Annotated in this window: 22 protein-coding genes; 16 read left to right on the top strand and 6 right to left on the bottom strand. The window is 73.5% G+C overall.

Annotated elements, in window-relative coordinates:
• The first annotated feature begins 197 nt into the window (after nt 1-197).
• Both V5O46_RS01020 and V5O46_RS01015 read left to right on the top strand, forming a co-directional pair.
• Nucleotides 198-1,214, top strand: a complete 1,017-nt coding sequence (locus tag V5O46_RS01020) for a C40 family peptidase (RefSeq protein ID WP_332882422.1) — start codon at nt 198-200, stop codon at nt 1,212-1,214.
• A 30-nt stretch (nt 1,215-1,244) separates the two neighbouring features.
• Nucleotides 1,245-2,435, top strand: a complete 1,191-nt coding sequence (locus tag V5O46_RS01015) for a hypothetical protein (protein ID WP_332882421.1) — start codon at nt 1,245-1,247, stop codon at nt 2,433-2,435.
• A 1-nt stretch (nt 2,436) separates the two neighbouring features.
• On the opposite strand, the gene V5O46_RS01010 is transcribed toward V5O46_RS01015, so the two are convergent.
• Nucleotides 2,437-3,678 (bottom strand): glycosyltransferase 87 family protein, encoded by a 1,242-nt coding sequence (locus V5O46_RS01010; protein ID WP_332882420.1) that lies wholly within the window; start codon nt 3,676-3,678, stop codon nt 2,437-2,439.
• Nucleotides 3,679-3,778: 100 nt separating this feature from the next.
• On the opposite strand from V5O46_RS01010, the gene V5O46_RS01005 reads away from it, so the two are divergent.
• Entirely contained in the window at nt 3,779-4,921 is a 1,143-nt protein-coding gene (locus V5O46_RS01005) for a glycosyltransferase family 4 protein (protein WP_332882419.1), read from the top strand.
• A gap of 143 nt (nt 4,922-5,064) precedes the next feature.
• Here the strand turns inward: V5O46_RS01005 and V5O46_RS01000 are convergent, their stop codons facing one another.
• Nucleotides 5,065-6,861, bottom strand: coding sequence for an AMP-dependent synthetase/ligase (locus V5O46_RS01000; protein ID WP_332882418.1), 1,797 nt, complete (start codon nt 6,859-6,861; stop codon nt 5,065-5,067).
• A gap of 295 nt (nt 6,862-7,156) precedes the next feature.
• On the opposite strand from V5O46_RS01000, the gene V5O46_RS00995 reads away from it, so the two are divergent.
• The 6 genes from V5O46_RS00995 to V5O46_RS00970 all read left to right on the top strand — a co-directional run bounded on the left by V5O46_RS00995 (nt 7,157) and on the right by V5O46_RS00970 (nt 12,483).
• The gene (locus tag V5O46_RS00995; protein ID WP_332882417.1) at nt 7,157-7,954 is read left to right on the top strand and encodes a metallophosphoesterase family protein; all 798 of its coding nucleotides are present in this window, start codon (nt 7,157-7,159) and stop codon (nt 7,952-7,954) included.
• 144 nt (nt 7,955-8,098) lie between these two features.
• Nucleotides 8,099-8,539, top strand: a complete 441-nt coding sequence (locus V5O46_RS00990; protein ID WP_332882416.1) for an SRPBCC family protein — start codon at nt 8,099-8,101, stop codon at nt 8,537-8,539.
• A 209-nt stretch (nt 8,540-8,748) separates the two neighbouring features.
• On the top strand, nt 8,749-9,921 hold the full coding sequence (locus V5O46_RS00985; RefSeq protein WP_332882415.1) for an ArsA family ATPase: 1,173 nt from the start codon (nt 8,749-8,751) through the stop codon (nt 9,919-9,921).
• A gap of 57 nt (nt 9,922-9,978) precedes the next feature.
• Complete coding sequence (locus V5O46_RS00980; protein ID WP_332882414.1) at nt 9,979-10,536, top strand: DUF5304 domain-containing protein; 558 nt, start codon at nt 9,979-9,981, stop codon at nt 10,534-10,536.
• A gap of 67 nt (nt 10,537-10,603) precedes the next feature.
• Nucleotides 10,604-11,557 carry an ROK family glucokinase gene (locus tag V5O46_RS00975; protein ID WP_332882413.1) on the top strand — a complete coding sequence of 318 codons (954 nt, stop codon included), beginning with the start codon at nt 10,604-10,606 and terminating at the stop codon, nt 11,555-11,557.
• A gap of 170 nt (nt 11,558-11,727) precedes the next feature.
• Complete coding sequence (locus tag V5O46_RS00970; protein WP_332882412.1) at nt 11,728-12,483, top strand: endonuclease/exonuclease/phosphatase family protein; 756 nt, start codon at nt 11,728-11,730, stop codon at nt 12,481-12,483.
• 86 nt (nt 12,484-12,569) lie between these two features.
• Here V5O46_RS00970 and V5O46_RS00965 read toward each other — a convergent pair whose 3' ends face one another.
• Together V5O46_RS00965 and V5O46_RS00960 are read right to left on the bottom strand one after the other, a co-directional pair.
• Entirely contained in the window at nt 12,570-13,286 is a 717-nt protein-coding gene (locus V5O46_RS00965) for a hypothetical protein (RefSeq protein ID WP_332882411.1), read from the bottom strand.
• Complete coding sequence (locus V5O46_RS00960; protein WP_332882410.1) at nt 13,279-14,085, bottom strand: alpha/beta hydrolase; 807 nt, start codon at nt 14,083-14,085, stop codon at nt 13,279-13,281. Before V5O46_RS00960 ends, V5O46_RS00965 begins: the two co-directional genes overlap by 8 nt.
• Nucleotides 14,086-14,249: 164 nt before the next feature.
• Here V5O46_RS00960 and V5O46_RS00955 point away from each other — a divergent pair, with 164 nt between their 5' ends.
• The 5 genes from V5O46_RS00955 (at nt 14,250) to V5O46_RS00935 (ending at nt 19,279) form a co-directional block, all read left to right on the top strand.
• Complete coding sequence (locus V5O46_RS00955) at nt 14,250-14,996, top strand: lysophospholipid acyltransferase family protein (RefSeq protein WP_332882739.1); 747 nt, start codon at nt 14,250-14,252, stop codon at nt 14,994-14,996.
• 50 nt (nt 14,997-15,046) lie between these two features.
• The gene (gene macS, locus V5O46_RS00950) at nt 15,047-16,285 is read left to right on the top strand and encodes a MacS family sensor histidine kinase (protein ID WP_332882409.1); all 1,239 of its coding nucleotides are present in this window, start codon (nt 15,047-15,049) and stop codon (nt 16,283-16,285) included.
• Entirely contained in the window at nt 16,278-16,955 is a 678-nt protein-coding gene (locus tag V5O46_RS00945) for a response regulator transcription factor (protein WP_332882408.1), read from the top strand. The genes macS and V5O46_RS00945 overlap by 8 nt, the downstream gene beginning before the upstream one ends.
• A gap of 176 nt (nt 16,956-17,131) precedes the next feature.
• A complete protein-coding gene (locus V5O46_RS00940; RefSeq protein ID WP_332882407.1) occupies nt 17,132-18,160 on the top strand; it encodes a 6-phosphofructokinase in 1,029 nt (342 codons plus the stop codon).
• 123 nt (nt 18,161-18,283) lie between these two features.
• The gene (locus V5O46_RS00935) at nt 18,284-19,279 is read left to right on the top strand and encodes a 2-hydroxyacid dehydrogenase (protein WP_332882406.1); all 996 of its coding nucleotides are present in this window, start codon (nt 18,284-18,286) and stop codon (nt 19,277-19,279) included.
• Here the strand turns inward: V5O46_RS00935 and V5O46_RS00930 are convergent.
• Entirely contained in the window at nt 19,231-21,198 is a 1,968-nt protein-coding gene (locus V5O46_RS00930; RefSeq protein WP_332882405.1) for an anthranilate synthase family protein, read from the bottom strand. The two genes, V5O46_RS00935 and V5O46_RS00930, sit on opposite strands and share 49 nt — an antisense overlap.
• A gap of 103 nt (nt 21,199-21,301) precedes the next feature.
• On the bottom strand, nt 21,302-21,358 hold the full coding sequence (locus V5O46_RS31790) for a trp operon leader peptide (protein WP_362754581.1): 57 nt from the start codon (nt 21,356-21,358) through the stop codon (nt 21,302-21,304).
• Between the two features lie 119 nt (nt 21,359-21,477).
• Between V5O46_RS31790 and V5O46_RS00925 the strand changes: the two genes are divergently transcribed.
• Nucleotides 21,478-22,830, top strand: a complete 1,353-nt coding sequence (locus V5O46_RS00925; protein ID WP_332882404.1) for a class II 3-deoxy-7-phosphoheptulonate synthase — start codon at nt 21,478-21,480, stop codon at nt 22,828-22,830.
• A 146-nt stretch (nt 22,831-22,976) separates the two neighbouring features.
• Nucleotides 22,977-23,210 carry a (2Fe-2S)-binding protein gene (locus V5O46_RS00920; RefSeq protein WP_332882403.1) on the top strand — a complete coding sequence of 78 codons (234 nt, stop codon included), beginning with the start codon at nt 22,977-22,979 and terminating at the stop codon, nt 23,208-23,210.
• Nucleotides 23,211-23,217 lie beyond the last annotated feature (7 nt).

The following is a 23,217-nucleotide window of genomic DNA, read 5'->3' as shown; positions in this document are numbered from 1 at the left end:
CCCTCGCCGATCAACCCGACATGCCGCCCGAACGGGCGAATCACCGGGCCGTGCCCTGACCCCGCACGCTGCCGCTGACCTGCGTCGGCGGCCTGGTGCAGCCGCGCGCGCCCGCAGAGGTCGTTGGTGGCCGCCCCGCCACGGGGCTACTGTCTGCCGCGTTTCCCTGTCCGTCAGCGGAAGGAGCGCGGCTTCCCGTGGGGTCCCATCGTCGTCCTGCAGCGTCCGGGTCCGACCGGCGCACCCGTGTGGCCATCGGGCTCCTCTCCGTCGCCGCCGCGGCCCTGGGCGCGGCACCGGCCGCGGTGGCCGCGCCGCACGACGACACCCGCGCCGAGGTCGACCGCCTGCACGAGGAGGCCGAGAGGGCCACCGAGGCCTACAACAGGGCCGACGAGCGCACCGACGCCCTGCGCGAGGAGGTCGGTGCCGCGCAGGAGACCATCGCCCGGCAGCAGCAGCGCATCAACTCCATGCGGGACGCGCTCGGTTCGCTGGCCGGTGCCCAGTACCGCTCCGGGGGTCTGGACCCCGCCCTCGCACTGCTGTTCTCCGACGACCCGGACGACTACCTCGACAAGGCCGCCGTGCTCGACCGGATCAGCGGCCGGCAGGCCGGCGAGCTCAGGCAGCTCCAGGAGGCCCTGCGGGAGCTCGCCCAGGACCGTGCCGAGGCCACCCGGAAACTCGACGAGCTGGACCGCAGCCGCAAGGCGGTCGCCGCCCACAAGAAGAAGGTCGAGCGCAAGCTCGCCGAGGCCCGGCGGCTGCTGAACTCCCTGCCCGACGAGGAGCGCGACGCCTTCCACCGCGCCTCCCGCTCCGGCCGCACCGACCTTCCCGACCCCGGCGGGGCCGCCCCCTCCTCGGGCCGTGCCGCCGCCGCCCTCGCCGCCGCCCGGTCCGCCGTCGGCAAGCCCTACATCTGGGGCGCCAACGGCCCCGGCGGCTTCGACTGCTCCGGCCTGACACAGTGGTCCTACGCCCAGGCCGGGGTCGCGCTGCCGCGCACCTCGCAGGCGCAGGCCGGTGCCGGGCAGCGGGTCTCCCTCGCCCAGGCGCAGCCCGGCGACCTGGTCACCTACCGCGACGACGCCAGCCACATCGGCATGTACGTCGGCAACGGCCAGGTGGTCCACGCGCCCTACCCCGGTGCCCCGGTCCGCTACGACCCGGTCGGGATGATGCCGATCTCCTCCGTCACCCGGGTCTGATTCCGCCGCCGCGCCCGTACGATCGGAAAGGTGGCTGGTCGAAGGCGGGTGTCGGGTTCCTCGGTGATCGCGCTGTGCCTGCTGCTGGTCTCCCTGGTCGCCTGCGGGGGCGGACCGGTCACCGACTCCGCCACCGCCGAGGTGCAGCGGCTGCTCGACCGGCGCGCCGCCGCCGTCCTCGACCGCGACGCCGGCGCCTACGCCGCCACCGGCACCCGGGCCGGTTACTCGGAACTGCGCTCCGTCCCGCTGGACGCCTGGTCGTACCGCGTCCGGGCGGTGTCCACCGCCGCCGGCTCCGCCACCGCCGAGGTCGACCTGCGGTACCGGCTCACCGGCCACGACCGGGGTCCGGTCAGCACCGCCCGTACGGTGCAGCTGAGCCGCGAGGGCGACGGGGGCTGGCGGGTCGACTCCGACCGGCCCGCGCCCGAGTCCGCCGAGCAGCCCTGGGACCAGGGCACCGTCCGGGTGGTGAACGGCACCCACAGCCTGGTCCTGGGCGCCGGCCGGTCCACCGCCGCCCTGCGCCCCTTCGCGGAGCTCGCCGACCGCGCGGTGCCGGCGGTGTCGGACGCCTGGGACGCCGACTGGTCCCGGAGCGTGGTGGTGCTGGTCCCCGGCTCGCTCCGGGACATGGCCGCACTGCTCGGCTCGCCCGCCTCCTCCTACCGCGGGATCGCGGCGGTCACGACCGGCGAGACCGGCGGCCCGGCCGACGCCCCCGCGGACCGGATCATCGTCAACCCGGACGCGTACGCCCTCCTCGGCAGCCACGGCCGGCAGGTGGTGCTGACCCACGAGACCACCCACGTCGCCACCCGCGCCCACACCACCCCCGCCACCCCGCTGTGGCTGTCCGAGGGATTCGCCGACTGGGTCGGCTACCGCGACGGCGACCGCACCCCACGCCAGGCGGCCCCCGAACTGGCCCGTGCGGTCGCCGACGGCCGGCTGCCGGACGCCCTGCCCACCGACGACGACTTCGCCTTCACCGGCGACGCCGCCGAACTGGCCCTCGCCTACGAGAGCGGCTGGACGGCCTGCAGGATGATCGCCGACCGCTGGGGCGAGGACCGTCTCACCGCCTTCTACCGTGCGGTGGGAGCCCACGACCGGCGCGAGGGAGCGGTCGAGCACGCCCTGACCACGGTGCTGCACACCACCCCGGCCCGGTTCACCGCCGACTGGCACAGCCACCTGCGCGCCGAGTTCGGCTGAGTCAGGAGGAGACCGGCGAGCCGGAGGCCCGGGCGGCGGGACGGGCCGGGGCGGTGGCCACGGGGGTACGGCGGGGGACCGTGTCGCGCCACAGGAGGCGGGACGCGGTGATCGCCGCCGCGACCAGCAGGCCGTTGCGGAGGAAGAGCAGGGTGACGCCCAGGGCGTCGCTGGCGACGACGTGGCCGAACCAGACCGGGAACTCCAGGACCGTCACCAGGCTCGCCGCCAGCACCAGGGCCACCGGCAGCCGCATCCGGCTGTCCCGGAAGCACAGGCAGACGGCGGCGAGGCCGACCAGCCACACCAGGTACTGCGGGCTGATCACCCGGCTGGTGGTGGTGAACAGCAGGACGCCCGTGAACGCGGCGTCCGCGGCGGTGTGCGCCTCGAACCGGGTGGCCCGCAGCCGCCACAGCAGCAGCCAGCCCAGCGCCATGCCGGTCAGGGCGAGCGCGGCGGTGCTCACCACGTCCACGTACGGGCCGAGGAACTCCACCGAGCCGTAGTTCAGGAGCACCTGCCCCTCCCAGCCGAACTGCCGGGCGACATGGAAGACCAGCGCCCCCAGCGACTCCACCTCGGTGCCCCGGTCGCGCTGGAAGGTCAGGAACGCGAACGCCCCCGGCATCGCCACCGCGAACGCCCCCGCCACCACCGCCCCGGTGACCGCCGCGGCGGCCCAGGAGGCGCGCCTGCGGACGCCGAGCAGCACCAGCGCGGGCCACACCTTCAGCAGCGCCCCGAACGCCGCCAGCGCCCCGGCCAGCCGGGGGTGCCGCCCGGCGGCGAGCAGTGCCGCCACCGCGACCGCGGTGACCATCACGTCGTAGCGGGCGTACACCGTGGGGCCGAGCAGCGGAACGCCCACCACCCACACCCAGGCGCCGGCGAGCGTGCGGCCGGGGCGGGCGCCACCGCGCAGCAGCAGGGCGAGCACGGTCAGGTCGGCGACGCAGGCCAGCACGTAGAACGCCGTCGGATAGTCGAGGAACGGCAGCATCCCGGGCGAGAGGATCGCCAGCGCGGCGGCCGGCGGGTACTGCCAGGTGACGTCGTCCAGCGGGAACGTTCCGGTGCGCAGCACCTCGAACCAGCCCTGGTAGATCACGGACACGTCGCTGGTGACGTCCGGGCCCGGGAACACGTACACCTTGAGCACGAACAGCAGCAGCATCAACCGGGTCGCGCCCCAGGCCGCCGCAAGCCATGCCGGGGACCGCCCCGCGCTCGTCGTCTCCACGTGTCCCCTGCCGCCCGTTCGCCTGCCGTTCGCCGGGAACATGATGTCCCGAACAGCTGTCGGTGTGCCACACGCACAGCCCTGTAGGGTCGGCGACGAGATGCACAAGACCCTGATCGTCACGAACGACTTCCCGCCCCGGCCCGGCGGTATCCAGGCCTTCCTGCACAACATGGCCCTGCGCCTGGACCCGGACCGGCTGGTCGTCTACGCCTCCACCTGGAAGCGGACCCGCGAGGGCGTCGAGGCGACCGCCGCCTTCGACGCAGAGCAGGCCTTCACCGTCGTACGCGACCGGACGACGATGCTGCTGCCGACGCCGAGGGCGACCCGGCGGGCCGTCGGACTGCTGCGCGAGCACGGGTGCACGTCGGTGTGGTTCGGTGCGGCGGCGCCGCTCGGACTGATGGCGCCGGCGCTGCGCGGTGCGGGCGCCGAGCGGCTGGTGGCCACCACCCACGGGCACGAGGCCGGCTGGGCCCAGCTGCCGGCCGCCCGGCAGCTGCTGCGCCGGATCGGGGAGTCGACCGACGCGCTGACCCACCTCGGCGAATACACCCGGGCCCGGATCGCCGGGGCGCTGACGCCGCAGGCCGCGGCGCGGATGGTGCAGCTGCCGCCCGGGGTGGACGAGAAGACCTTCCACCCCGACAGCGGCGGCGACGAGCTGCGGGCGCGGCTCGGACTGACCGAGCGGCCGGTGGTCGTGTGCGTCTCCCGGCTGGTGCCGCGCAAGGGACAGGACACGCTGATCCGGGCCATGCCGCGGATCCTGGCCGCCGAACCCGACACGGTGCTGCTGATCGTCGGCGGCGGACCCTACGAGAGGGGTCTGCACCGGCTCGCCCGGGAGACCGGCGTCGCCGGCTCCGTCCGCTTCACCGGCGCCGTGCCCTGGTCCGAGCTGCCCGCGCACTACGGCGCCGGCGACGTCTTCGCCATGCCGTGCCGGACCCGGCGGGGCGGCCTGGACGTCGAGGGACTCGGCATCGTCTACCTGGAGGCGTCCGCCACGGGCCTGCCGGTCGTGGCCGGGGACTCCGGCGGCGCGCCGGACGCCGTACTGGACGGAGAGACGGGCTGGGTCGTCCGCGGTGACTCCACCGACCAGACCGCCGACCGGATCACCACCCTCCTCGGCGACGCCGAACTCCGCCGGCGGATGGGAGAGCGAGGCCGAGCCTGGGTCGAGGAGAAGTGGCGCTGGGACCACCTCGCGGAGCACCTGAAGGCCCTGCTGTAGGAGAGGCGCACCGACGGGGCGTGGGGCCGTGCCGATCTGCGGCGCCGCCGCATGCGCGGGAGAAACCGCAACGGACCCGCACCCGCCGCCGGCGGACAGGGGGCACCCCGGACGGCGTCCGCGCCGAGGAGGAGAACGGCGCGCTACGCCGAGTAGATCGCCTCGATCTCGTCGGCGTAGTCCCGCGCCACCACGTTCCGCTTCAGCTTCAGCGACGGCGTCAGATACCCCGACTCCTCCGTGAACTGGGAACCCAGCACCCGGAACTTCCGCACCGACTCCGCCTTGGACACCGCCGCGTTCCCGTCGTCGATCGCCGACTGGATCGCGGCGAGCAGATCCGGGTCCTCCCGCAGCGACGCCGCCGTGGCGCCGGCCGGCTTGCCGTGGTCGGCGCACCAGCGGCCGAGGAACTCCTCGTCGATGGTGACCAGCGCGCCCACGAACGGCCGCCCGTCGCCGACCACCATGCACTCGGCGACCAGCGCGTGTGCCCGGATCCGGTCCTCGATCACGGCCGGGGCGACGTTCTTGCCGCCCGCGGTCACCAGGATCTCCTTCTTCCGCCCGGTGATCCGCAGATAGCCGTCCTCGTCGAGGGTGCCGATGTCCCCGGTGTGGAACCAGCCGTCGGCCAGCGCCTCCGTCGTCGCGCCCGGGTTGTTCCAGTACTCCCGGAACAGGTGCTCGCCGTGCAACAGCACCTCGCCGTCGTCGGCGATGCGTACCACCGAGCCCGGCAGCGGCTGCCCGACGGTGCCGATCTTCTGCCGGTCCCACGGGTTGAACGCGGTCGCCGCACAGGTCTCGGTCAGGCCGTAGCCCTCCAGCACCGTGAAGCCGATCCCGCGGAAGAAGTGGCCCAGTCGCTCGCCCAGCGGGGCGCCGCCCGAGATGGCGTACTCGCCGCGGCCGCCGAGGACCGCGCGCAGCTTGCTGAAGACCAGTTTGTCGAAGACCTTGTGTTTGATCCGCAGCCCGAGGGAGGGGCCCGACGGGGCGTCCAGCGCCTTGCTGTAGGCGATCGCCGTGTCCGCGGCCCGGTCGAAGATCCTGCCCTTGCCGTCCGCCTGCGCCTTGGCCCGGGCGGAGTTGTAGACCTTCTCGAAGACCCGGGGCACGCCCAGGATCAGCGTCGGCCGGAAGGAGGCCAGCTCGTCGGTGAGGTTCTTGATGTCCGGGACCAGGCCCAGCTTGATCGGCGCCACCATCGGGGCGATCTGCACCATGCGCCCGAAGACGTGCGCGAGCGGCAGGAACAGCAGCACACTGCACTCGCCGGTGCGGAACAGCGGGCGGAGCCGCTCGACGATGTTGCCGCACTCGGCGAAGAAGCTGCGGTGGGTGAGCACACAGCCCTTGGGGCGTCCGGTGGTGCCGGAGGTGTAGACGATGGTCGCCGGGTCGTCGGCCCGGGCGATGGTGCTGCGCTCCTCGACCGCAGCGTCCGTGACGTCCGCGCCCAGCCGCCCCAGCTCGGCCACCGCCCCGCCGTCGATCTGCCAGACGTGCTTGAGCGCGGGCAGCTGCTCGCGCACCGACTCGACGGCGGCGGCATGACCGGCCGACTCCACCACCAGCGCCGTGGCGCCCGAGTCGCCGAGGATCCACTGCACCTGCTCCGGCGAGCTGGTCTCGTACACCGGCACGGTGACCGCGCCCGTGCTCCAGATCGCGAAGTCCAGCAGCGTCCACTCGTACCGGGTCCGCGACATCAGCCCCACCCGGTCGCCCGGCTGGACGCCCGAGGCGATCAGACCCTTGGCCGCGGCCTGCACCTCGGCGAGGAAGTCCCGGGCGGTCACGTCCTGCCAGACTCCGCCGTCCTTGCGGGCGATCACGGCGACGTCCGGATGCTGCGCGGCGTTTCTGCGGACGATGTCGGTCAGGTTCCCGTCCGCAGGGACCTCGTACAGGGCCGGAAGGCTGAACTCGCGCAAGACTGCTGCTCCTCATAGGGCGCCGGCGCCACGACATTGTGCGATGCGACGGTGCGGTCCAAGGCTCGGGCAAGTGCTCGGGGATTCAGCTGTTGAAAACCAGAGCACGTCTGGACTGCCCGGACGTTACCCGCCGGTATGGCTTTCCCGACAGGGGTCCCCGCGAGATGTTCGCTGCGTCACACGCTGGTGTTTCCCTCGCGCACAGTAGTCGACAGCGCAACGAACCAGCCAGTAACCGCAGGTCCGCCCGCCACTGTTCACAAGTGCCGTGCGCTTCCTACCCTTGATCGCCATGACACCCGTACCGGCCGGAAACCCGACGACCCGCGTCCATGTGGTCAGCGACGTACACGGCAACGCCCGTGACCTGGCCCGGGCGGGGGAGGGCGCCGATGCCCTGATCTGCCTCGGCGACCTGGTCCTCTTCCTCGACTACGCCGATCACTCGCGCGGCATCTTCCCCGACCTCTTCGGCACCGAGAACGCCCACCGGATCGTCGAGCTGCGCACCGCGCGGCGCTTCACCGAGGCCCGCGAGTTCGGCGCCCGGCTGTGGGCGGGGCTCGGCGGCGACCGGGCCGCGGTGATCGAGACGGCGGTGCGCAAGCAGTACGCCGAACTGTTCGCCGCGTTCCCCACCCCGACGTACGCCACCTACGGCAATGTCGACATGCCGCCCCTGTGGCAGGAGTACGCCGGGCCGGGCGTCACCGTGCTCGACGGCGAGCGGGTGGAGATCGGCGGCCGGATCTTCGGCTTCGTCGGCGGCGGACTGCGCACCCCCATGCGCACGCCGTACGAGATCAGCGACGAGGAGTACGCCGCGAAGGTCGAGGCCGTCGGCGAGGTGGACGTGCTGTGCACCCACATCCCGCCGGAGGTGCCGGAGCTGGTCTACGACACGGTGGCGCGGCGCTTCGAGCGCGGCAGCCGGGCGCTGCTGACGGCGATCCGCCGAACCCGGCCCCGGTACGCGCTTTTCGGTCATGTGCACCAGCCGCTGGTGCACCGGATGCGGATCGGGGCCACCGAGTGTGTCAACGTGGGTCACTTCGCCTCGACCGGCAGGCCGTGGGCACTGCAGTGGTGACCCGGTGCGCTGCAGGGGTGGCCCTGGGCAGTGGCGCGGGTCATGCGCGGTAGCCTTCACGCTGCACCCGCGTGCGTACACGAACCTCTCTGCAACCTTCAGCTTCTTACGTCCTACCGGCCCGCACCTGGAGGAGCCACGGCGATGGCGGAACACACCAGCTCGAGCATCACCATCGAGGCGGCACCGGCCGATGTCATGGGAGTGATCGCCGACTTCGCCCGCTACCCGGAGTGGACGGGCGAGGTGAAGGAGGCCGAGGTGCTCGCGACCGACGCCGAGGGCCGCGCCGAGCAGGTCCGGCTGGTCATGGACGCCGGCGCGATCAAGGACGACCAGACCCTCGCCTACACCTGGACCGGTGCGCACGAGGTGTCCTGGACGCTGGTGAAGTCCCAGATGCTGCGTTCCCTGGACGGCACGTACGTGCTGAAGCCCGCGGGCCCCGCCACCGAGGTCACCTACCGGCTCACCGTCGACGTCAAGATCCCGATGCTCGGCATGATCAAGCGCAAGGCCGAGAAGGTCATCATCGACCGGGCGCTCGCGGGACTGAAGCAGCGGGTGGAGTCGAACGGGAGCTGAGCGCCCCGCTGGAAGCGCCACGCTGTGCCGGCGCTCGTCCGCGGCGCCGTCATGGCTGGTCGCGCAGTTCCCCGCGCCCCTTCGGGGCGCTGCCGAACCGCAGGGGACCTCGCCCGGCCTGCTTGGGTTCCCGTACGGCCGTGCGGGAACGTGAACGGCCGCCGTCCGCGCGGTGTTGCCCCCGGTGCGCACAGGTACCGTTCAGCCTCATGCGCACCATCCTGATCACGGGCCCCGGCGGCAGCGGCCGGACCACCGTCGCCGCGGCCACCGCGCTGGCCGCCGCCCGTGCGGGCACCCGCACCCTGCTCCTCGGCGCCGACCGCGACGACACCCTCGGCGCCGCCCTCGGCACCCCGACCGGCCCGGAGCCGGCCCGGGTCGAGGACCGGCTCACCGTCTGGCGGCCCGACCCCGCCCAGGGCTTCCGCGACGACCTCGCGGCCCTGCAGGACCGTGCCTCCACCGCCCTCGACCTGCTCGGGGCCGCCCGCCTCGACCCCGAGGAGCTCACCCCGCTGCCCGGCGCCGAGGAGCTCTCCCTGCTGCGCGCCCTGCGCGACGCCGCCCTCACCGATGCCCACGACCTGCTGGTCGTCGACCTCCCGCCCGCCCCGCGCGCCCTCGCCCTGCTCGCCCTGCCCGAGGAGCTGCGCCGCTGTCTGCGCCGGCTGCTCCCGCCGGAGCGGCAGGCCGCCCGTGCCCTGCGGCCCGTCCTCGGCCGGCTCGCGGGCGTCCCGCTGCCCGCCGAGTCGCTGTACGAGACCGCCGCCCGCTGGGACCTGGAGCTCGCCGCCGCCGAGGCCGTCCTCACCGACCGCGGCACCGCGGTCCGGCTGGTCGCCGAGCCCGGCCCGTCCGGCGCCGACGCGGTCCGCACCGCCGCCCTCGGCCTCGCCCTGCGCGGACTGCCCGTGGAGCTGCTGATCGCCAACCGGGTGCTGCCCGAGGACGCCCCCGCCGACAGCTGGCTGGCCGGCCCCGTCGCCCAGCAGCGCAAGACGGCGGAGGAGTGGCAGGAGTCCTACGAGGTGCACCGGGTACCGCACCTCGGCCGGGACCCGCGCGGCACCGACGACCTCGCGGCGCTCACCGCGCCCGGCGTCAACCCGACGGCACGCCCGGTCGAGTGGCCGGTGACCGACCGGCTCGCCGAAGCCGGGGTACTCGTCTGGCACCTTCCGCTGCCCGGCGCCGTACGGGACGGACTGGACCTGGTCCGGCGCGGCGACGAACTCGTCGTCACCGCCGGACGGTTCCGCCGGATCGTGCCGCTGCCGTCCGCGCTGCGCCGCTGCACCGTCGAGGGCGCCGCCCTGCGGGAGGGCGAGCTGCGGGTGCGGTTCGCTCCCGACCCGGCGCTGTGGCCCCGGAGCCGGTGAACCGGATACGCCCGTTCGGGTAACGTCGTAGGGACGAACCGTAGTCAGGAGTCCGTCATGAGCGAAGAGCTCCCCCCGCCCGGCGCCGCCCGCGACGACGGCCGCGACGACGCCCCCGACCGGGCCGCGGCGAGCGACGCGGCCGACGAGGCGCCGCCGGCGGACGCCGACGCCTGGGCGACGGCGTGCGCGGAGGACCTGGAGGAGGAGAAGGCCCGCCGCCACGCGCAGTACGGGCCGCCCCCCGGCTCCGCCGCCGAAGAGCTGCGCCGCCTCGTCGACACCGTCGCCGACAAGCTGTCCGGCCTGCAGTCCCCGCTGCTCGGGACGGTCGCCGGGCCCGCCGCCCAGCAGATGGTCCGGCAGGTGGTGCAGCAGGCCAAGGCCGCCGTCGACCCGGTCATCGAGCGCAACCCCGACGTCTTCGACCACCTCGCCGCGGCCGGCGGCGAGCTGCTCGCCGCCTACCGCTCCGCGGTCCAGGGCCAGGAGCGCCGCTGGACCACCGGCGGGACCGACGACCCGTCCCGCCCCCGGGACGCGCGCGACCTGGACGAACCCGGTGACGACGGCGACCCGGGCACCGATGGCGGCCAGCGCATCGACCTGGACTGACGACCCCTCGCGGCAGGGCCTCGGGTACGGTTGGCCGTAGCGGGGCTCGACCGAAACTGAGGGATTCATGGGACTCACCATCGGCGTCGACATCGGCGGCACGAAGATCGCGGCCGGCGTGGTAGACGAGGACGGCAACATCCTCTCGACCCACAAGGTGCCGACCCCGGGCACGCCTGCGGGCATCGTGGACGCCATCGCCTCGGCGGTGGAGGGCGCACGCGCCGGACACGAGATCGTCGGCGTGGGCATCGGTGCCGCCGGCTACGTCAACCGCCAGCGCTCCACGGTCTACTTCGCCCCCAACATCGACTGGCGCAACGAGCCGCTCGAGGAGAAGGTCGAGGCCCGCGTCGGCCTCCCGGTCGTCGTGGAGAACGACGCCAACGCCGCCGCCTGGGGCGAGTACCGGTTCGGTGCCGGCAAGGGCCACCGCAACGTCATCTGCATCACCCTCGGCACCGGCCTCGGCGGCGGCATCGTCATCGGCAACAAGCTGCGCCGCGGTCACTTCGGCGTGGCCGCCGAGTTCGGCCACATCCGCATGGTGCCGGACGGCCTGCTGTGCGGCTGCGGCTCCCAGGGCTGCTGGGAGCAGTACGCCTCCGGCCGGGCCCTCGTGCGGTACGCCAAGCAGCGCGCCAACGCCACCCCCGAGCAGGCCGAGATCCTGCTCCGCCTCGGCGACGGCACCCCCGACGGCATCGAGGGAAAGCACATCTCCGTGGCCGCCCGGCAGGGCTGCCCGGTCGCCGTCGACTCCTACCGTGAGCTGGCCCGCTGGGTCGGCGCCGGTCTCGCCGATCTGGCCTCGCTCTTCGACCCGTCGGCGTTCATCGTCGGCGGCGGCCTCTCCGACGAGGGCGAGCTGGTCCTCGGCCCCATCCGCAAGTCCTACAAGCGCTGGCTGGTCGGCGGCAACTGGCGCCCGGTCGCCGAGGTCCTCGCCGCCCAGCTCGGCAACAAGGCCGGCCTGGTCGGCGCGGCCGACCTGGCCCGGGAGCCGGACCCGATCATGTAGCGGGCCGTCCTTCGGCACGGGGCCCGCACGTCCGCAAGGGGCGCGGGGCTGTGTACATGCGGCTCCGCCGCGTGGGTGCGACCGACCACGGATCACCGACGGCCGCGCACAGCCCTCGCGTCCCGGGCTGCCGGGCGCGCCGCCCCCCGGCCGCGGCGTAGATTGGCCGCATGGCAACGCCCCTGTCGCCGCTCCCCAACTCCCGCACAGAACGCGACGGTTCCGCCGTCGTCCGCATCCTCAGCTACAACATCCGCTCGATGCGCGACGACACCGCCGCCCTCGCCCGCGTCATCCGGTCCTGCACCCCGGATCTCGTCCTGGTGCAGGAAGCCCCCCGCTTCTTCCGCTGGCGCAAGAAGCTGGCCCGGCTGGCCCGCGCCGCCGACCTGGTGACCCTCTCCGGCGGCGGCACCGCCGCCGGACCCGCGCTGCTCTGCTCGCTGCGGACCACCGTGGAGCGCACCGAGGACGTGCTGCTCCCGCTCACCCCGGGGCTGCACCGGCGCGGCTTCGCCACCGCCGTGGTCCGCTTCGGCGGGGCCCGGCTCGGCGTGGTCAGCTGCCATCTGTCGCTGCAGAAGGACGAGCGGTACGAGCAGGGCGGCATGCTCCTGGACCGGCTCGCCGGCATGGGCGTGGACCATGCGGTCGCGGGCGGCGACCTGAACGAACGTCCCGAGGGCCGCACCTTCCGGCGGCTCGCCGAGAACCTCCAGGACTGCCGGGCCACCGCGCCCTGGGGCGGCGAGCACACCTCCACCGCCGCCGACCCGCACCAGCGCATCGACGCCGTCCTCGCCACCCAGGGCATCGAGGTGCTGGGCTGCGGGGTGCCGCTGGGGCTGCCGGGGGTGACCGAGGACGACCTGAGGGCCGCCACGGACCACCTTCCGGTCCTGGCCGCCCTCAAAGTGCCCGCGTAGCCCGGAATCCGGGCCTCGGGCACCCGGGGCCCGGATCTGAGGCATGGTGCCCGGCACCCGGGACGGGGCGCTGCCCGCCGCCCGGGTCAGACGACGGCGCCCCGGCCGGGATCGTCGTCGTCCTCGTCGTCCGTCCGCAGCCGCATCACCAGCGTGGCGAAGCCGCCGAGGAAGCCGCCGATGCTCAGCGTCGTCAGCCACCAGGTCATGTGCCAGCCGAGCAGCACCGCGAGCAGCAGCAGAACGGGACCGCCGATGACCGCGAGCCAGGCGAACTTGGCGGTCACGTCCGCCTCGGGAAGCGGCGGCGGCTCCGGCGGCACGAAGTGGCCCTCGTCGTCCTCGCCCAGGTCGTCGTCGGCGGGCTCGGGCGGGCTGTAGTCCCGCGGACCGGGGCCGACGCCGGGGGCGAATGCGACGGAGCTGCCGAGCGGCCGGGCCGGGGCGGCCGCGGGCCGGCCCTCTTCGGGCTCGGGCCCGTCGTCGCCCGGCGCGGCCTCCAGCAGGGCCAGGTCCTCGACCGACTTGAAGGGCTTCGCGCCCGGCGGGTCCGGCGGCTCCTCCCCGTACCCGGCGATGATCGCCGCCCAGGCGGCGTCCTCGTCGACCGGCACGGTCTGCTCCCCGGCTCCGCCGGGATCCCGGCCCTCGTGCCCGTCACGGTCCCGGTCCGCGGAGGCCGGGGCGGCCGGGGTGTCGGTACGTCCCGTACTGTCCTGCGGGCGCTCGCCGGCCACCCGCTCCCGCTCCTCCCGCTCCTCCCGCTCCTCACGGTCCTCGCGGTCGGCGTCGTGCTCAGCCACCTGCGGTCGTCCCTTCCTTGCCGAGACCGGGCTCCGGCTCCTCCTTGACGAGACCGGGCGCGAGCCGGGAGATGAACGCGGTGCTCTCCGCGAAGATCCGGTCCGCGTCGTAGTCCAACGTCGCCACGTGGTAGCTCTGTTCCAGCAGGATCTCGGTGACGTCGGTGGAGGAGACCCGGCTCAGGACACGGGCGGAGTCGGCCGGCGGCACCACGTGGTCCTGCGGGCTGCGCAGCAGCAGCAGCGGCTGGGTGACCTGCGGCAGCTCGCCGTCGACCAGCCGGAAGAAGGACCGCAGGCTGTGCGCCGCGTGCAGGGGCACCTTGTCGTACCCCAGCTCCGCGGTGGCCGGCTTGGCGATGTCGCTGGCGATGCCGCGCGTCGTCCGCACGAAGTGGCGGACCACCGGCAGCGCGTGCTGCGCCACTCCGTGCATCCGGTTGGCCGGGTTGACGACCACCACGCCGCGGACCGCGTCCCCGTGCCGGGCCGCCAGCCGCAGGGCGAGCGCGCCGCCCATGGACATGCCGGCCACGAACACGCGCGCGCAGCGCTCGCGCAGCAGACGCAGCTCGCGGTCCACCTCCGCGTACCAGTCCTGCCAGCCGGTGAGCTGCATGTCCTCCCAGCGGGTGCCGTGGCCGGGCAGCAGCGGCAGGGACACGGTCAGACCGCGCTCGGCGAGGTGCTCCGCCCAGGGGCGCAGTGACTGGGGGGAACCGGTGAAGCCGTGGCAGAGGAGGACGCCCGCCTCCCCGCCCTCATGGCGGAACGGCTCGGCTCCGGGGAGGACCGGCACGTTTCGGTCTCCTGTTCGTGAAAGGGATGGCCCGTCGGGACTGCAGACACTTCACCGTACGCGACCGTACTGACACCGACCAGGGTCGCAGGCGCCTTTGCCGTCGGGCCGGGATAAGGTCGGGTTCGACAGACACAGGAGGCACTCGGTTGTTGTACGGCGCGATGAAGGTCACCGTCGGGGGCTCGTTGAAGCTCGCCTTCCGCCCCTGGGTGGAGGGGCTGGAGCACATCCCCGCCGCGGGCCCGGCGATCCTGGCCAGCAACCACCTGTCGTTCTCCGACTCGTTCTTCCTGCCGGCCGTCCTCGACCGCAAGGTGACCTTCATCGCCAAGGCCGAGTACTTCAACACACCCGGGGTGAAGGGCCGGCTCACCGCCGCGTTCTTCAAGGGCGTCGGGCAGCTCCCGGTGGACCGCTCCGGCGTGCGCGGCGCCGGCGAGGCCGCGATCAGGAGCGGTATGGAGGTCCTGGAGCGCGGTGAGCTGTTCGGGATCTACCCCGAGGGCACCCGCTCGCCGGACGGGCGGCTCTACCGTGGCAAGCCCGGCGGCCTCGCGCGCGTGGCGCTCGCCACCGGGGCGCCGGTCATCCCGGTCGCCATGATCGACACCGAGAAGATCCAGCCGCCCGGCAAGGTCGTCCCGAAGCTGATGCGGCCGGGCATCCGTATCGGCGAGCCCCTGGACTTCCGCCGCTACCAGGGCATGGAGCACGACCGGTTCGTGCTCCGCGCGGTGACCGACGAGGTCATGTACGAGATCATGAAGCTCTCCGGCCAGGAGTACGTCGACATGTACGCGACCGCCATGAAGCGGCAGCTCGCGGAGGCGGCGAAGGCCGAGAAGGAGGCGGGCAGGGCGGCCAGGGCCGCGCTCGCCCGCTCGGAGAAGGAACAGGCCGAGAAGTAGCAGACGGGGGCGGACCGACCGGGGCGACACCGCCGGCCGGGGTGGGGGAGATGGCCAGACGCGAGCGAGTCATGAGGATGTCCGTCGAGCAGCCGCTGTGGCGCGCGCTCACGGCGTACCGCGTGCTCACCATGGTCTACGCCATCGGCCTGTTCGTCACCGCCCACGACGAGTTCGCCCGCCCCTGGCTCGCGATCGGCTACTTCGCCCTCCTGGCCGTCTGGACCCTGGCCACCCTCCCCAGGGTCGCGAACGCCGCCGCCTGCACCAAGCGCTTCCTCGCCGCCGACCTCACCGTCGCGCTCACCGGCATCCTGCTCACCCCCGTCGCCGACGCCCACCAGCGGGTCGCGGAGGGCGGTCCGACCATGCCGTCGATATGGACCGCCGGCTCCGTGCTGGCCTTCGCGATCAAGGGCGGCTGGCGCTGGGCGGCGCTCGCCTCCAGCCTCGTCGCCGCCGCCAACCTGGTGGAGCGCGGCACCCCCGCCCGGGACACCGTGCACAACGTGATCCTGGTCTGGGTCGCCTCCATCGCCATCGGCTACGTCGTCGAGGTCGCCCGAGCCTCCGAGCGCACCCTCGCCCGTGCCCTGGAGATCGAGGCGGCGACCCGGGAGCGGGAGCGGCTCGCCCGGGACATCCACGACAGCGTGCTCCAGGTGCTGGCGATGGTGCAGCGGCGCGGCGCCGTCCTCGGCGGCGAGGCGGCCGAGCTGGGCCGGCTCGCCGGTGAGCAGGAGGTGGCCCTGCGCACCCTGGTCTCCGGCGGCATGGTGCCCGTCTCCCGGGTGTCGGAGGACGCCGCCGAGGGAGCGGTCGTACGAGCGGTGGAGGAACCGGAGACGGAGGGCGCGGCCGGTGGTCCGGTCGATCTGCGGACACTGCTCGCCCCCTACGCCGGCGCCCGCGTGAACCTCGCCGAGCCCGGCGCGCCCGTCCCGTTGCCGCCCGCCGAGGCCCGGGAGCTGGCCGCGGCCGTCGGGGCGGCCCTGGACAACGTCCGCAAGCACGCGGGTGCGCACGCGCGCGCGTGGATCCTGGTCGAGGACGAGCCGGACGAGGTGATCGTCACCGTCCGCGACGACGGACCCGGCATCCCCGAGGGGCGGCTCGCCGAGGCCGAGGGCGAGGGCAGGCTCGGCGTGGCCCTGTCGATCCGGGGCCGGCTGCGCGAGCTCGGCGGCACGGCCGAGCTGGTCTCGGTGCCGGGCCAGGGCACCGAGGTGGAGCTGAGGGCACCGAAGAACACCCGTACCGCACCGGGGAGGGCGGCAGCAGATGAGTGAACCGCGGGAACCGATCCGGGTGATGGTGGTCGACGACCACCCGATGTGGCGCGACGCGGTCGCGCGGGACCTGGCCGAGTCCGGCTTCGAGGTGGTCGCCACCGCCGGCGACGGCGACCAGGCCGTGCGCCGGGCCCGGGCCACCGCCCCGGACGTCCTGGTGCTCGACCTCAACCTGCCCGGCAAGCCCGGGGTCCAGGTCTGCAAGGAGGTCGTCGGCGCCGACGGAGCCGTGCGGGTCCTGGTGCTCTCGGCGAGCGGGGAGCACGCCGACGTCCTGGAGGCCGTGAAGTCGGGTGCCACCGGCTATCTGCTGAAGTCGGCCTCGACCGGGGAACTCCAGGACGCGGTGCGCCGCACGGCCGCCGGTGACCCGGTGTTCACCCCGGGCCTGGCCGGTCTGGTGCTCGGTGAGTACCGCCGCCTCGCCTCCGAGCCGGCCCCCGCCCAGGACACCGGCCGGCCGGACGCGCCCCGGCTGACCGACCGCGAGACGGAGGTGCTGCGCCTGGTCGCCAAGGGCCTGAGCTACAAGCAGATCGCCTCTCGTCTCGTCATCTCCCACCGCACGGTGCAGAACCACGTCCAGAACACCCTGGGCAAGCTCCAGTTGCACAACCGCGTGGAGCTGGTGCGGTACGCCATCGAGCGCGGACTCGACGAGGGGTAGCGCCCTCTGCTGCCGCGCGGCGGACCCGACGGGGGCCGCGCGGGGCGCCCCGACGCGGCACGGCCCGACCGCCCGCCCCCGCACCGGAATTGACCCTCCGCCCCCTGCCGAAGTGACCTGCGTCACCCGTAGCGTCGGGGGTCAGGACACGGCAACCGCGGCGAAGGGACAATTCCATGCGGGTCGGAGTACTGACCGGAGGCGGCGACTGCCCCGGGCTCAACGCCGTCATCCGGGCCATCGTCCGCAAGGGCGTCCAGGAGTACGGCTATGACTTCGTCGGCTTCCGGGACGGCTGGCGCGGTCCGCTGGAGGGCGACACCGTCCGCCTCGACATCCCCGCCGTCCGCGGCATCCTGCCGCGCGGCGGCACCATCCTCGGCTCCTCGCGCACCAACCCGCTCAAGACCGGCAACGGCATCCCGCGCATCCGGCAGACCCTCGCCGAACTGGACGTCACGGCGCTGATCACCATCGGCGGCGAGGACACCCTGGGCGTCGCCGGGCGGCTCGCCGACGAGCACGGTGTGCCCTGTGTCGGCGTACCCAAGACCATCGACAACGACCTGTCGGCCACCGACTACACCTTCGGCTTCGACACGGCGGTCTCCATCGCCACGGAGGCGATCGACCGGCTGCACACCACCGCCGAGTCGCACATGCGCGTCCTCGTCGTGGAGGTCATGGGCCGGCACGCCGGCTGGATCGCACTCCACTCCGGCCTGGCCGGCGGCGCCAACGCCATCCTCATCCCCGAGCAGCGCTTCGACGTCGACCGGGTGTGCGACTGGGTGACCTCCCGGTTCCGTGCCTCGTACGCCCCGATCGTGGTCGTCGCCGAGGGGGCGATGCCGGAGGACGGCGACATGGTGCTCAAGGACCGGTCGCTGGACTCCTTCGGGCATGTGCGGCTGTCCGGGGTGGGCGAGTGGCTCGCCAAGGAGATCGAGAAGCGCACCGGCAACGAGGCCCGCACCACCGTCCTCGGCCACGTCCAGCGGGGCGGCACGCCCAGCGCCTTCGACCGCTGGCTGGCCACCCGGTTCGGGCTGCACGCCATCGACTGCGTCCGCGACGCCGACTTCGGCACCATGGTCGCGCTGCGCGGCACGGACATCGTCCGGGTGCCCATCGCCGAGGCCACCGCCCGGCTGAAGACCGTCGACCCGGAGCTGTACGACGAGGTCGGGGTGTTCTTCGGCTGATCACGGCACACCGGTCGATCGCGGCCGGCCGATCGCGGTCGGCGGGCCGCCGCGCGGTCGGCCGCCGTATATTCGCCGGAGCGGACATGGCGCGATGAACCGGCACAACCCCGGGAGGGCCCCGTGGAGATCCTGGCGTTCGGCGTGCAGGCCGACGAGAAGCCGCTGATCGAGCAGGCCTTCCGGGACCTGCCCCCGGTCCGCTGCCTGGACGTCTTCCTCACCTCGGACACCGCCCCCATCGCCGCCGGCCACGAGATCGTCTCCACGTCCGTCAACGCCGACCTCGGCGCGGGCGTCCTGGAGATCCTCGCGGCCGGCGGCACCCGGATGGTCGCCCAGCGCTCCACCGGCTTCAACAACATCGACCTGACGACGGCCGAGCGGCTCGGCATCACCATCGCCCGTGTCTCGTACTACTCGCCCCACTCCGTCGCCGAGTTCGCCTGGACACTCGCCATGGCCGTGAACCGGCGGATCGTGCGCGCCTCCACCCGGACCCGTGACTTCGACTTCCGGCTGGACGGGCTGATGGGCCGCGACATGCACGGCCGCACCGCCGGCGTCCTCGGCACCGGCAGGATCGGCGAGGCCTTCGCGCGGATCGCCCACGGCTTCGGCATGCGCCTGCTGGGCTGGGACATCGCCGAGAACCCGGCCTGCATGGAGCTGGGCATGAGGTACGTACCCAAGGAGGAGCTGCTCGCCGAGTCCGACCTGGTCAGCCTGCACGTCCCGCTGATGCCCGAGACCCGGCACCTCATCGACGCGGCCGCCCTGCGAGCGATGCAGGACGACGCGATCCTGGTCAACTCCAGCCGGGGCGGCCTGATCGACACCGCCGCCCTGGTCACGGAGGTGCGCGAGGGCCGCTTCACCGGTGTCGGCCTGGACGTGTACGAGGCGGAGGCGGGCCTGTTCTTCCTGGACAAGTCCCTGGAACCCGTCGCGGACGACACCCTGGCCCGCCTCGTCACCTTCCCCAACGTCCTGGTCACCTCGCACCAGGCGTACTACACCGAGGACGCCGTCCGGCAGATCGTCGGCACCACGGCACGCAACGTCGCCGACTACCGGGCCGGCCGCCGCTCGGAGAACGTGCTGGTGCCACGGAGCTGACCGATCAGCTCCCGCACCACGGCGGCGCCGTTCAGGCTCAGCACCGACTCGGGGTGGAACTGCACCGAGGCGAAGCCGGGCCCGCGCAGCGCATGCACCTCGCCGTTCCCGGCGCGGCTCACCTCGATGCCGTGCGCGGCCAGCTCCCCGGCGGCGTCCTCGTCGCAGCGGGCCACGAAACTGTTGTAGAAGCCGACGGTCTCCCGCCGCCCGAACAGGTCGATCTCCACCTGTGCCCCCTGGTACGGCACCTCCTTGCGCACGATGTCCAGTCCCAGCTCCGCCGCGATCAGCTCGTGCCCGAGACAGACGCCGAGGACACCGTGCCGCCGCTGTCCCAGCACCTCGGCGGTCAGCCCGCGCAGCAGCCGCATCTTCGGGTCGGCCGCATCCGCCGGGTCGCCGGGACCGGGCCCCAGCACCACCGGTCCGGTGTGTGCGAGCACCGCCTCGCGCAGCCCCGGCTCGCCGTACGGCCGGACGGTGACGTCGAGGCCGCCGGCCCGCAGCACATGCGCGAGCATCGCGGTGAAGGTGTCCTCCCCGTCGACGACCAGGGCATGCCCCTCCAGCACGGCCGACCGCTGCTGCATCCGCAGCCAGAACGGCGCCAGCGAGGCCCGGCGCCCGTCCAGCGCTGCCCGCACCCGCGGATCGTCGGCCAGCCGGGGCCGGGCCGCCTCCTCGCGCGGCCGGGCCGCACGGACGCCCAGCGCGGCCAGCACCCCCGCCGCCTTCGCATGCGTCTCGGCGACCTCACCGGCCGGGTCCGAGCCGCGCACCAGGGTGGCACCGACCGGCACCCGCAGCCGCCCGCCCGCGGTGACGTCGGCGGTGCGGATGAGGATGGGGGAGTCGAGGGTCTGCATCCCGCCGGCGTCGCGCCCGATCAGCGCCAGCGCCCCCGCGTAGTAGCCGCGCGCGGAGCCGTCCCGCCCGGCGGGCTCGTGGCGCTCGATCACCCGGCAGGCGTTCTGCACCGGCGAGCCGGTCACCGTCGCCGCGAACATCGTCTCCTTCAGCACCTCCCGCACGTCCAGCGAGGACCGTCCGCGCAGCTCGTACTCGGTGTGCGCCAGGTGCGCCATCTCCTTCAGCCGGGGCCCGACGACCACCCCGCCCATGTCGCCGACGGTGCACATCATCTTGAGCTCCTCGTCGACGACCATCGACAGCTCCTCGATCTCCTTGCCGTCGGCGAGGAACCGCAGCAGGTGCTCGGGGCTCGGGCCCTCGGCCGGATAGCGGTAGGTCCCGCTGATCGGGTTCATCACCACCGTCCCGCCGGACATCCGCACATGCACCTCGGGGCTGGCCCCCACCAGCGTGCGCCCGCCCGTCTCCCGCCCGCGCCCGTCCGGGGAGGACTCCCGGGGCCCCTCCTGGCCCCCCTGGTCCCCGGTGTGCACGACGAACGTCCAGTACGCCCCCCGCTCGCCCTCCAGCAGCCGCCGGAACAGCGCCAGCGCGTCGGCCCGGCCGAACCCGGGGATCTCCCCCTCGTACGTCCGCCGGATCACGAAGTTGGCGCCCTCGCCCCGTCCGATCTCCTCGCGCAGCACCTGCCCGACGATCCCGGCGTACTCCTCGTCGCCGACGTCGAACCCGCCGCCCTCGACCCGGACGTCGTGGCCGGGCAGCCGCTCGAGCACCTCGGCGAGCGGAAGCTCGTACCGCTCCTCGCAGGTCAGCGCCAGCAGCGGGGTGCCGTCGTCGCGGACGTCGAAGCCCCGCTCCCGGATCTGCCGGAAGGGAACCAGCGCCAGACACTCGTCGGGCAGGTCGGCGAGGCGGTCGTGCTCCGTCACCGGGCCGAGCAGCAGCTCCACCACGTCGTGGTCGTGGCCCGGGGCGCGGCGGCGCAGCAGGGCGAACGGGCCGGAGGCGGCCAGGAGGCCGTCGAGCGGTGTCGATGTCACGGGATCTGCGTCCTTCTCGTCGGTGGGAGAGGGACCGGCCCGGATGCACACACACCGAAGGCCGCCCCTCGGGCGGCCTTCGCGGAGTCCTGTGTACGCGCGATCAGTGGGCCGCCGGAGAAGCGGTCCACCACCAGTTCCTGGTCGAGTGCGCGAACATGCCGCCGACCCTAGCGCATCGCCGCGGGGGGCGGGCGGAAGAGGACGGGAGAGGCGGTCTTCGTCTCACTTCGTGAGCGGTGGGATGGACGGGGCATCCGACCCCGTAGTGTTGAGAGCGTGACCGTGAACGCTAAGACCAGCGCGAGTGCTGGCAACACCTGGCGAAACCTGCCCGCGGCGCAGCAGCCCGAGTACCCCGACGCCGAGGCTCTGCGCGCAGTGATCGCGGACCTCGAGTCGTATCCGCCGCTCGTCTTCGCGGGCGAGTGCGACCAGCTGCGCGCCCGGATGGCGGCCGTCGCCAGGGGAGAGGCGTTCCTCCTCCAGGGCGGCGACTGCGCCGAGGCCTTCGACGCGGTGTCCGCCGACCACATCCGCAACAAGCTCAAGACGCTGCTCCAGATGGGTGCGGTGCTCACCTACGCGGCGTCGGTGCCCGTGGTGAAGGTGGGCCGGATCGCCGGCCAGTACTCCAAGCCGCGCTCCAAGCCGACCGAGACCCGCGACGGGGTGACCCTGCCGACCTACCGGGGCGACTCCGTCAACGGCTTCGAGTTCACCGAGGAGGCCCGGGTCCCGGACCCGGAGCGGCTCAAGCGCATGTACCACGCCTCGGCCTCCACGCTGAACCTGGTGCGCGCCTTCACCACCGGCGGCTACGCCGACCTGCGTCAGGTGCACGCCTGGAACCAGGACTTCGTGAAGTCCTCCCCGTCCGGCCAGCGCTACGAGCAGCTCGCGCGGGAGATCGACAACGCGCTGAACTTCATGCACGCCTGCGGGGCCGACCCGGAGGAGTTCAAGACGGTCGAGTTCTACGCCTCGCACGAGGCACTGCTGCTCGACTACGAGTCGGCGCTGACCCGGGTCGACTCGCGCACCGGGATGCTGTACGACGTCTCCGGGCACATGGTGTGGATCGGTGAGCGCACCCGGCAGCTGGACCACGCGCACATCGAGTTCGCCTCGAAGATCCGCAACCCGATCGGGATCAAGCTGGGCCCGACGACGTCGGCCGAGGAGGCGCTGCAGTACATCGAGCGCCTGGACCCGGAGCGCGAGCCGGGCCGGCTGACCTTCATCGTCCGGATGGGCGCCGACAAGATCCGCGACCGGCTCCCCGAGCTGGTGGAGAAGGTCACCGCCTCCGGTGCCACCGTGGCCTGGGTGACCGACCCGATGCACGGCAACACCTTCGAGGCCGCCTCCGGGCACAAGACGCGCCGCTTCGACGACGTGCTGGACGAGGTCAAGGGCTTCTTCGAGGTCCACAAGGCGCTCGGCACCCACCCGGGCGGCATCCATGTGGAGCTGACCGGCGACGACGTCACCGAGTGCGTGGGCGGCGGCGACGAGATCTTCGTCGACGACCTGCACCAGCGCTACGAGACGGCCTGCGACCCGCGGCTCAACCGCAGCCAGTCGCTCGACCTGGCGTTCCTGGTGGCGGAGATGTACCGGGACCAGTGAGGTCACGCCCTTGCCGGGCGGGAAATGGGGCGCGGGTCACACTCGATCCGCGCCCCCTCCTCTTTTGCGCCCCCCGTGCCGTGGGTAAGGTTAGGTTAGCCTCACCGAGTAGTCGGGACGGCGCCACTGATCGATCCCGGCAGGAGGTGAACCGCGTGTACGTCTGCAGTTGCTTCGGCATCACCGAGCAGCAGGTCAAGCAACACGCGGAGAACGGCGCCTGCACGCCCCGCCAGATCGCCTCCGCCTGCAAGGCCGGCACGGACTGCGGCTCGTGCGTACGCCGGATCCAGGCGCTCCTCGGCCGGAGTGCCTGCCCCCGCCGCGAGCTCGCCGACCAGGGCCGGCCGGTTCTCACCGGGCTGGACGAGGCGGCCTAGCGGGCGG

It is taken from the genome of Streptomyces poriticola (assembly GCF_036689765.1).
In the GTDB taxonomy this organism is placed as follows: Bacteria; Actinomycetota; Actinomycetes; order Streptomycetales; family Streptomycetaceae; genus Streptomyces; species Streptomyces poriticola.
This window is presented reverse-complemented; position numbering and strand designations above follow the sequence as displayed.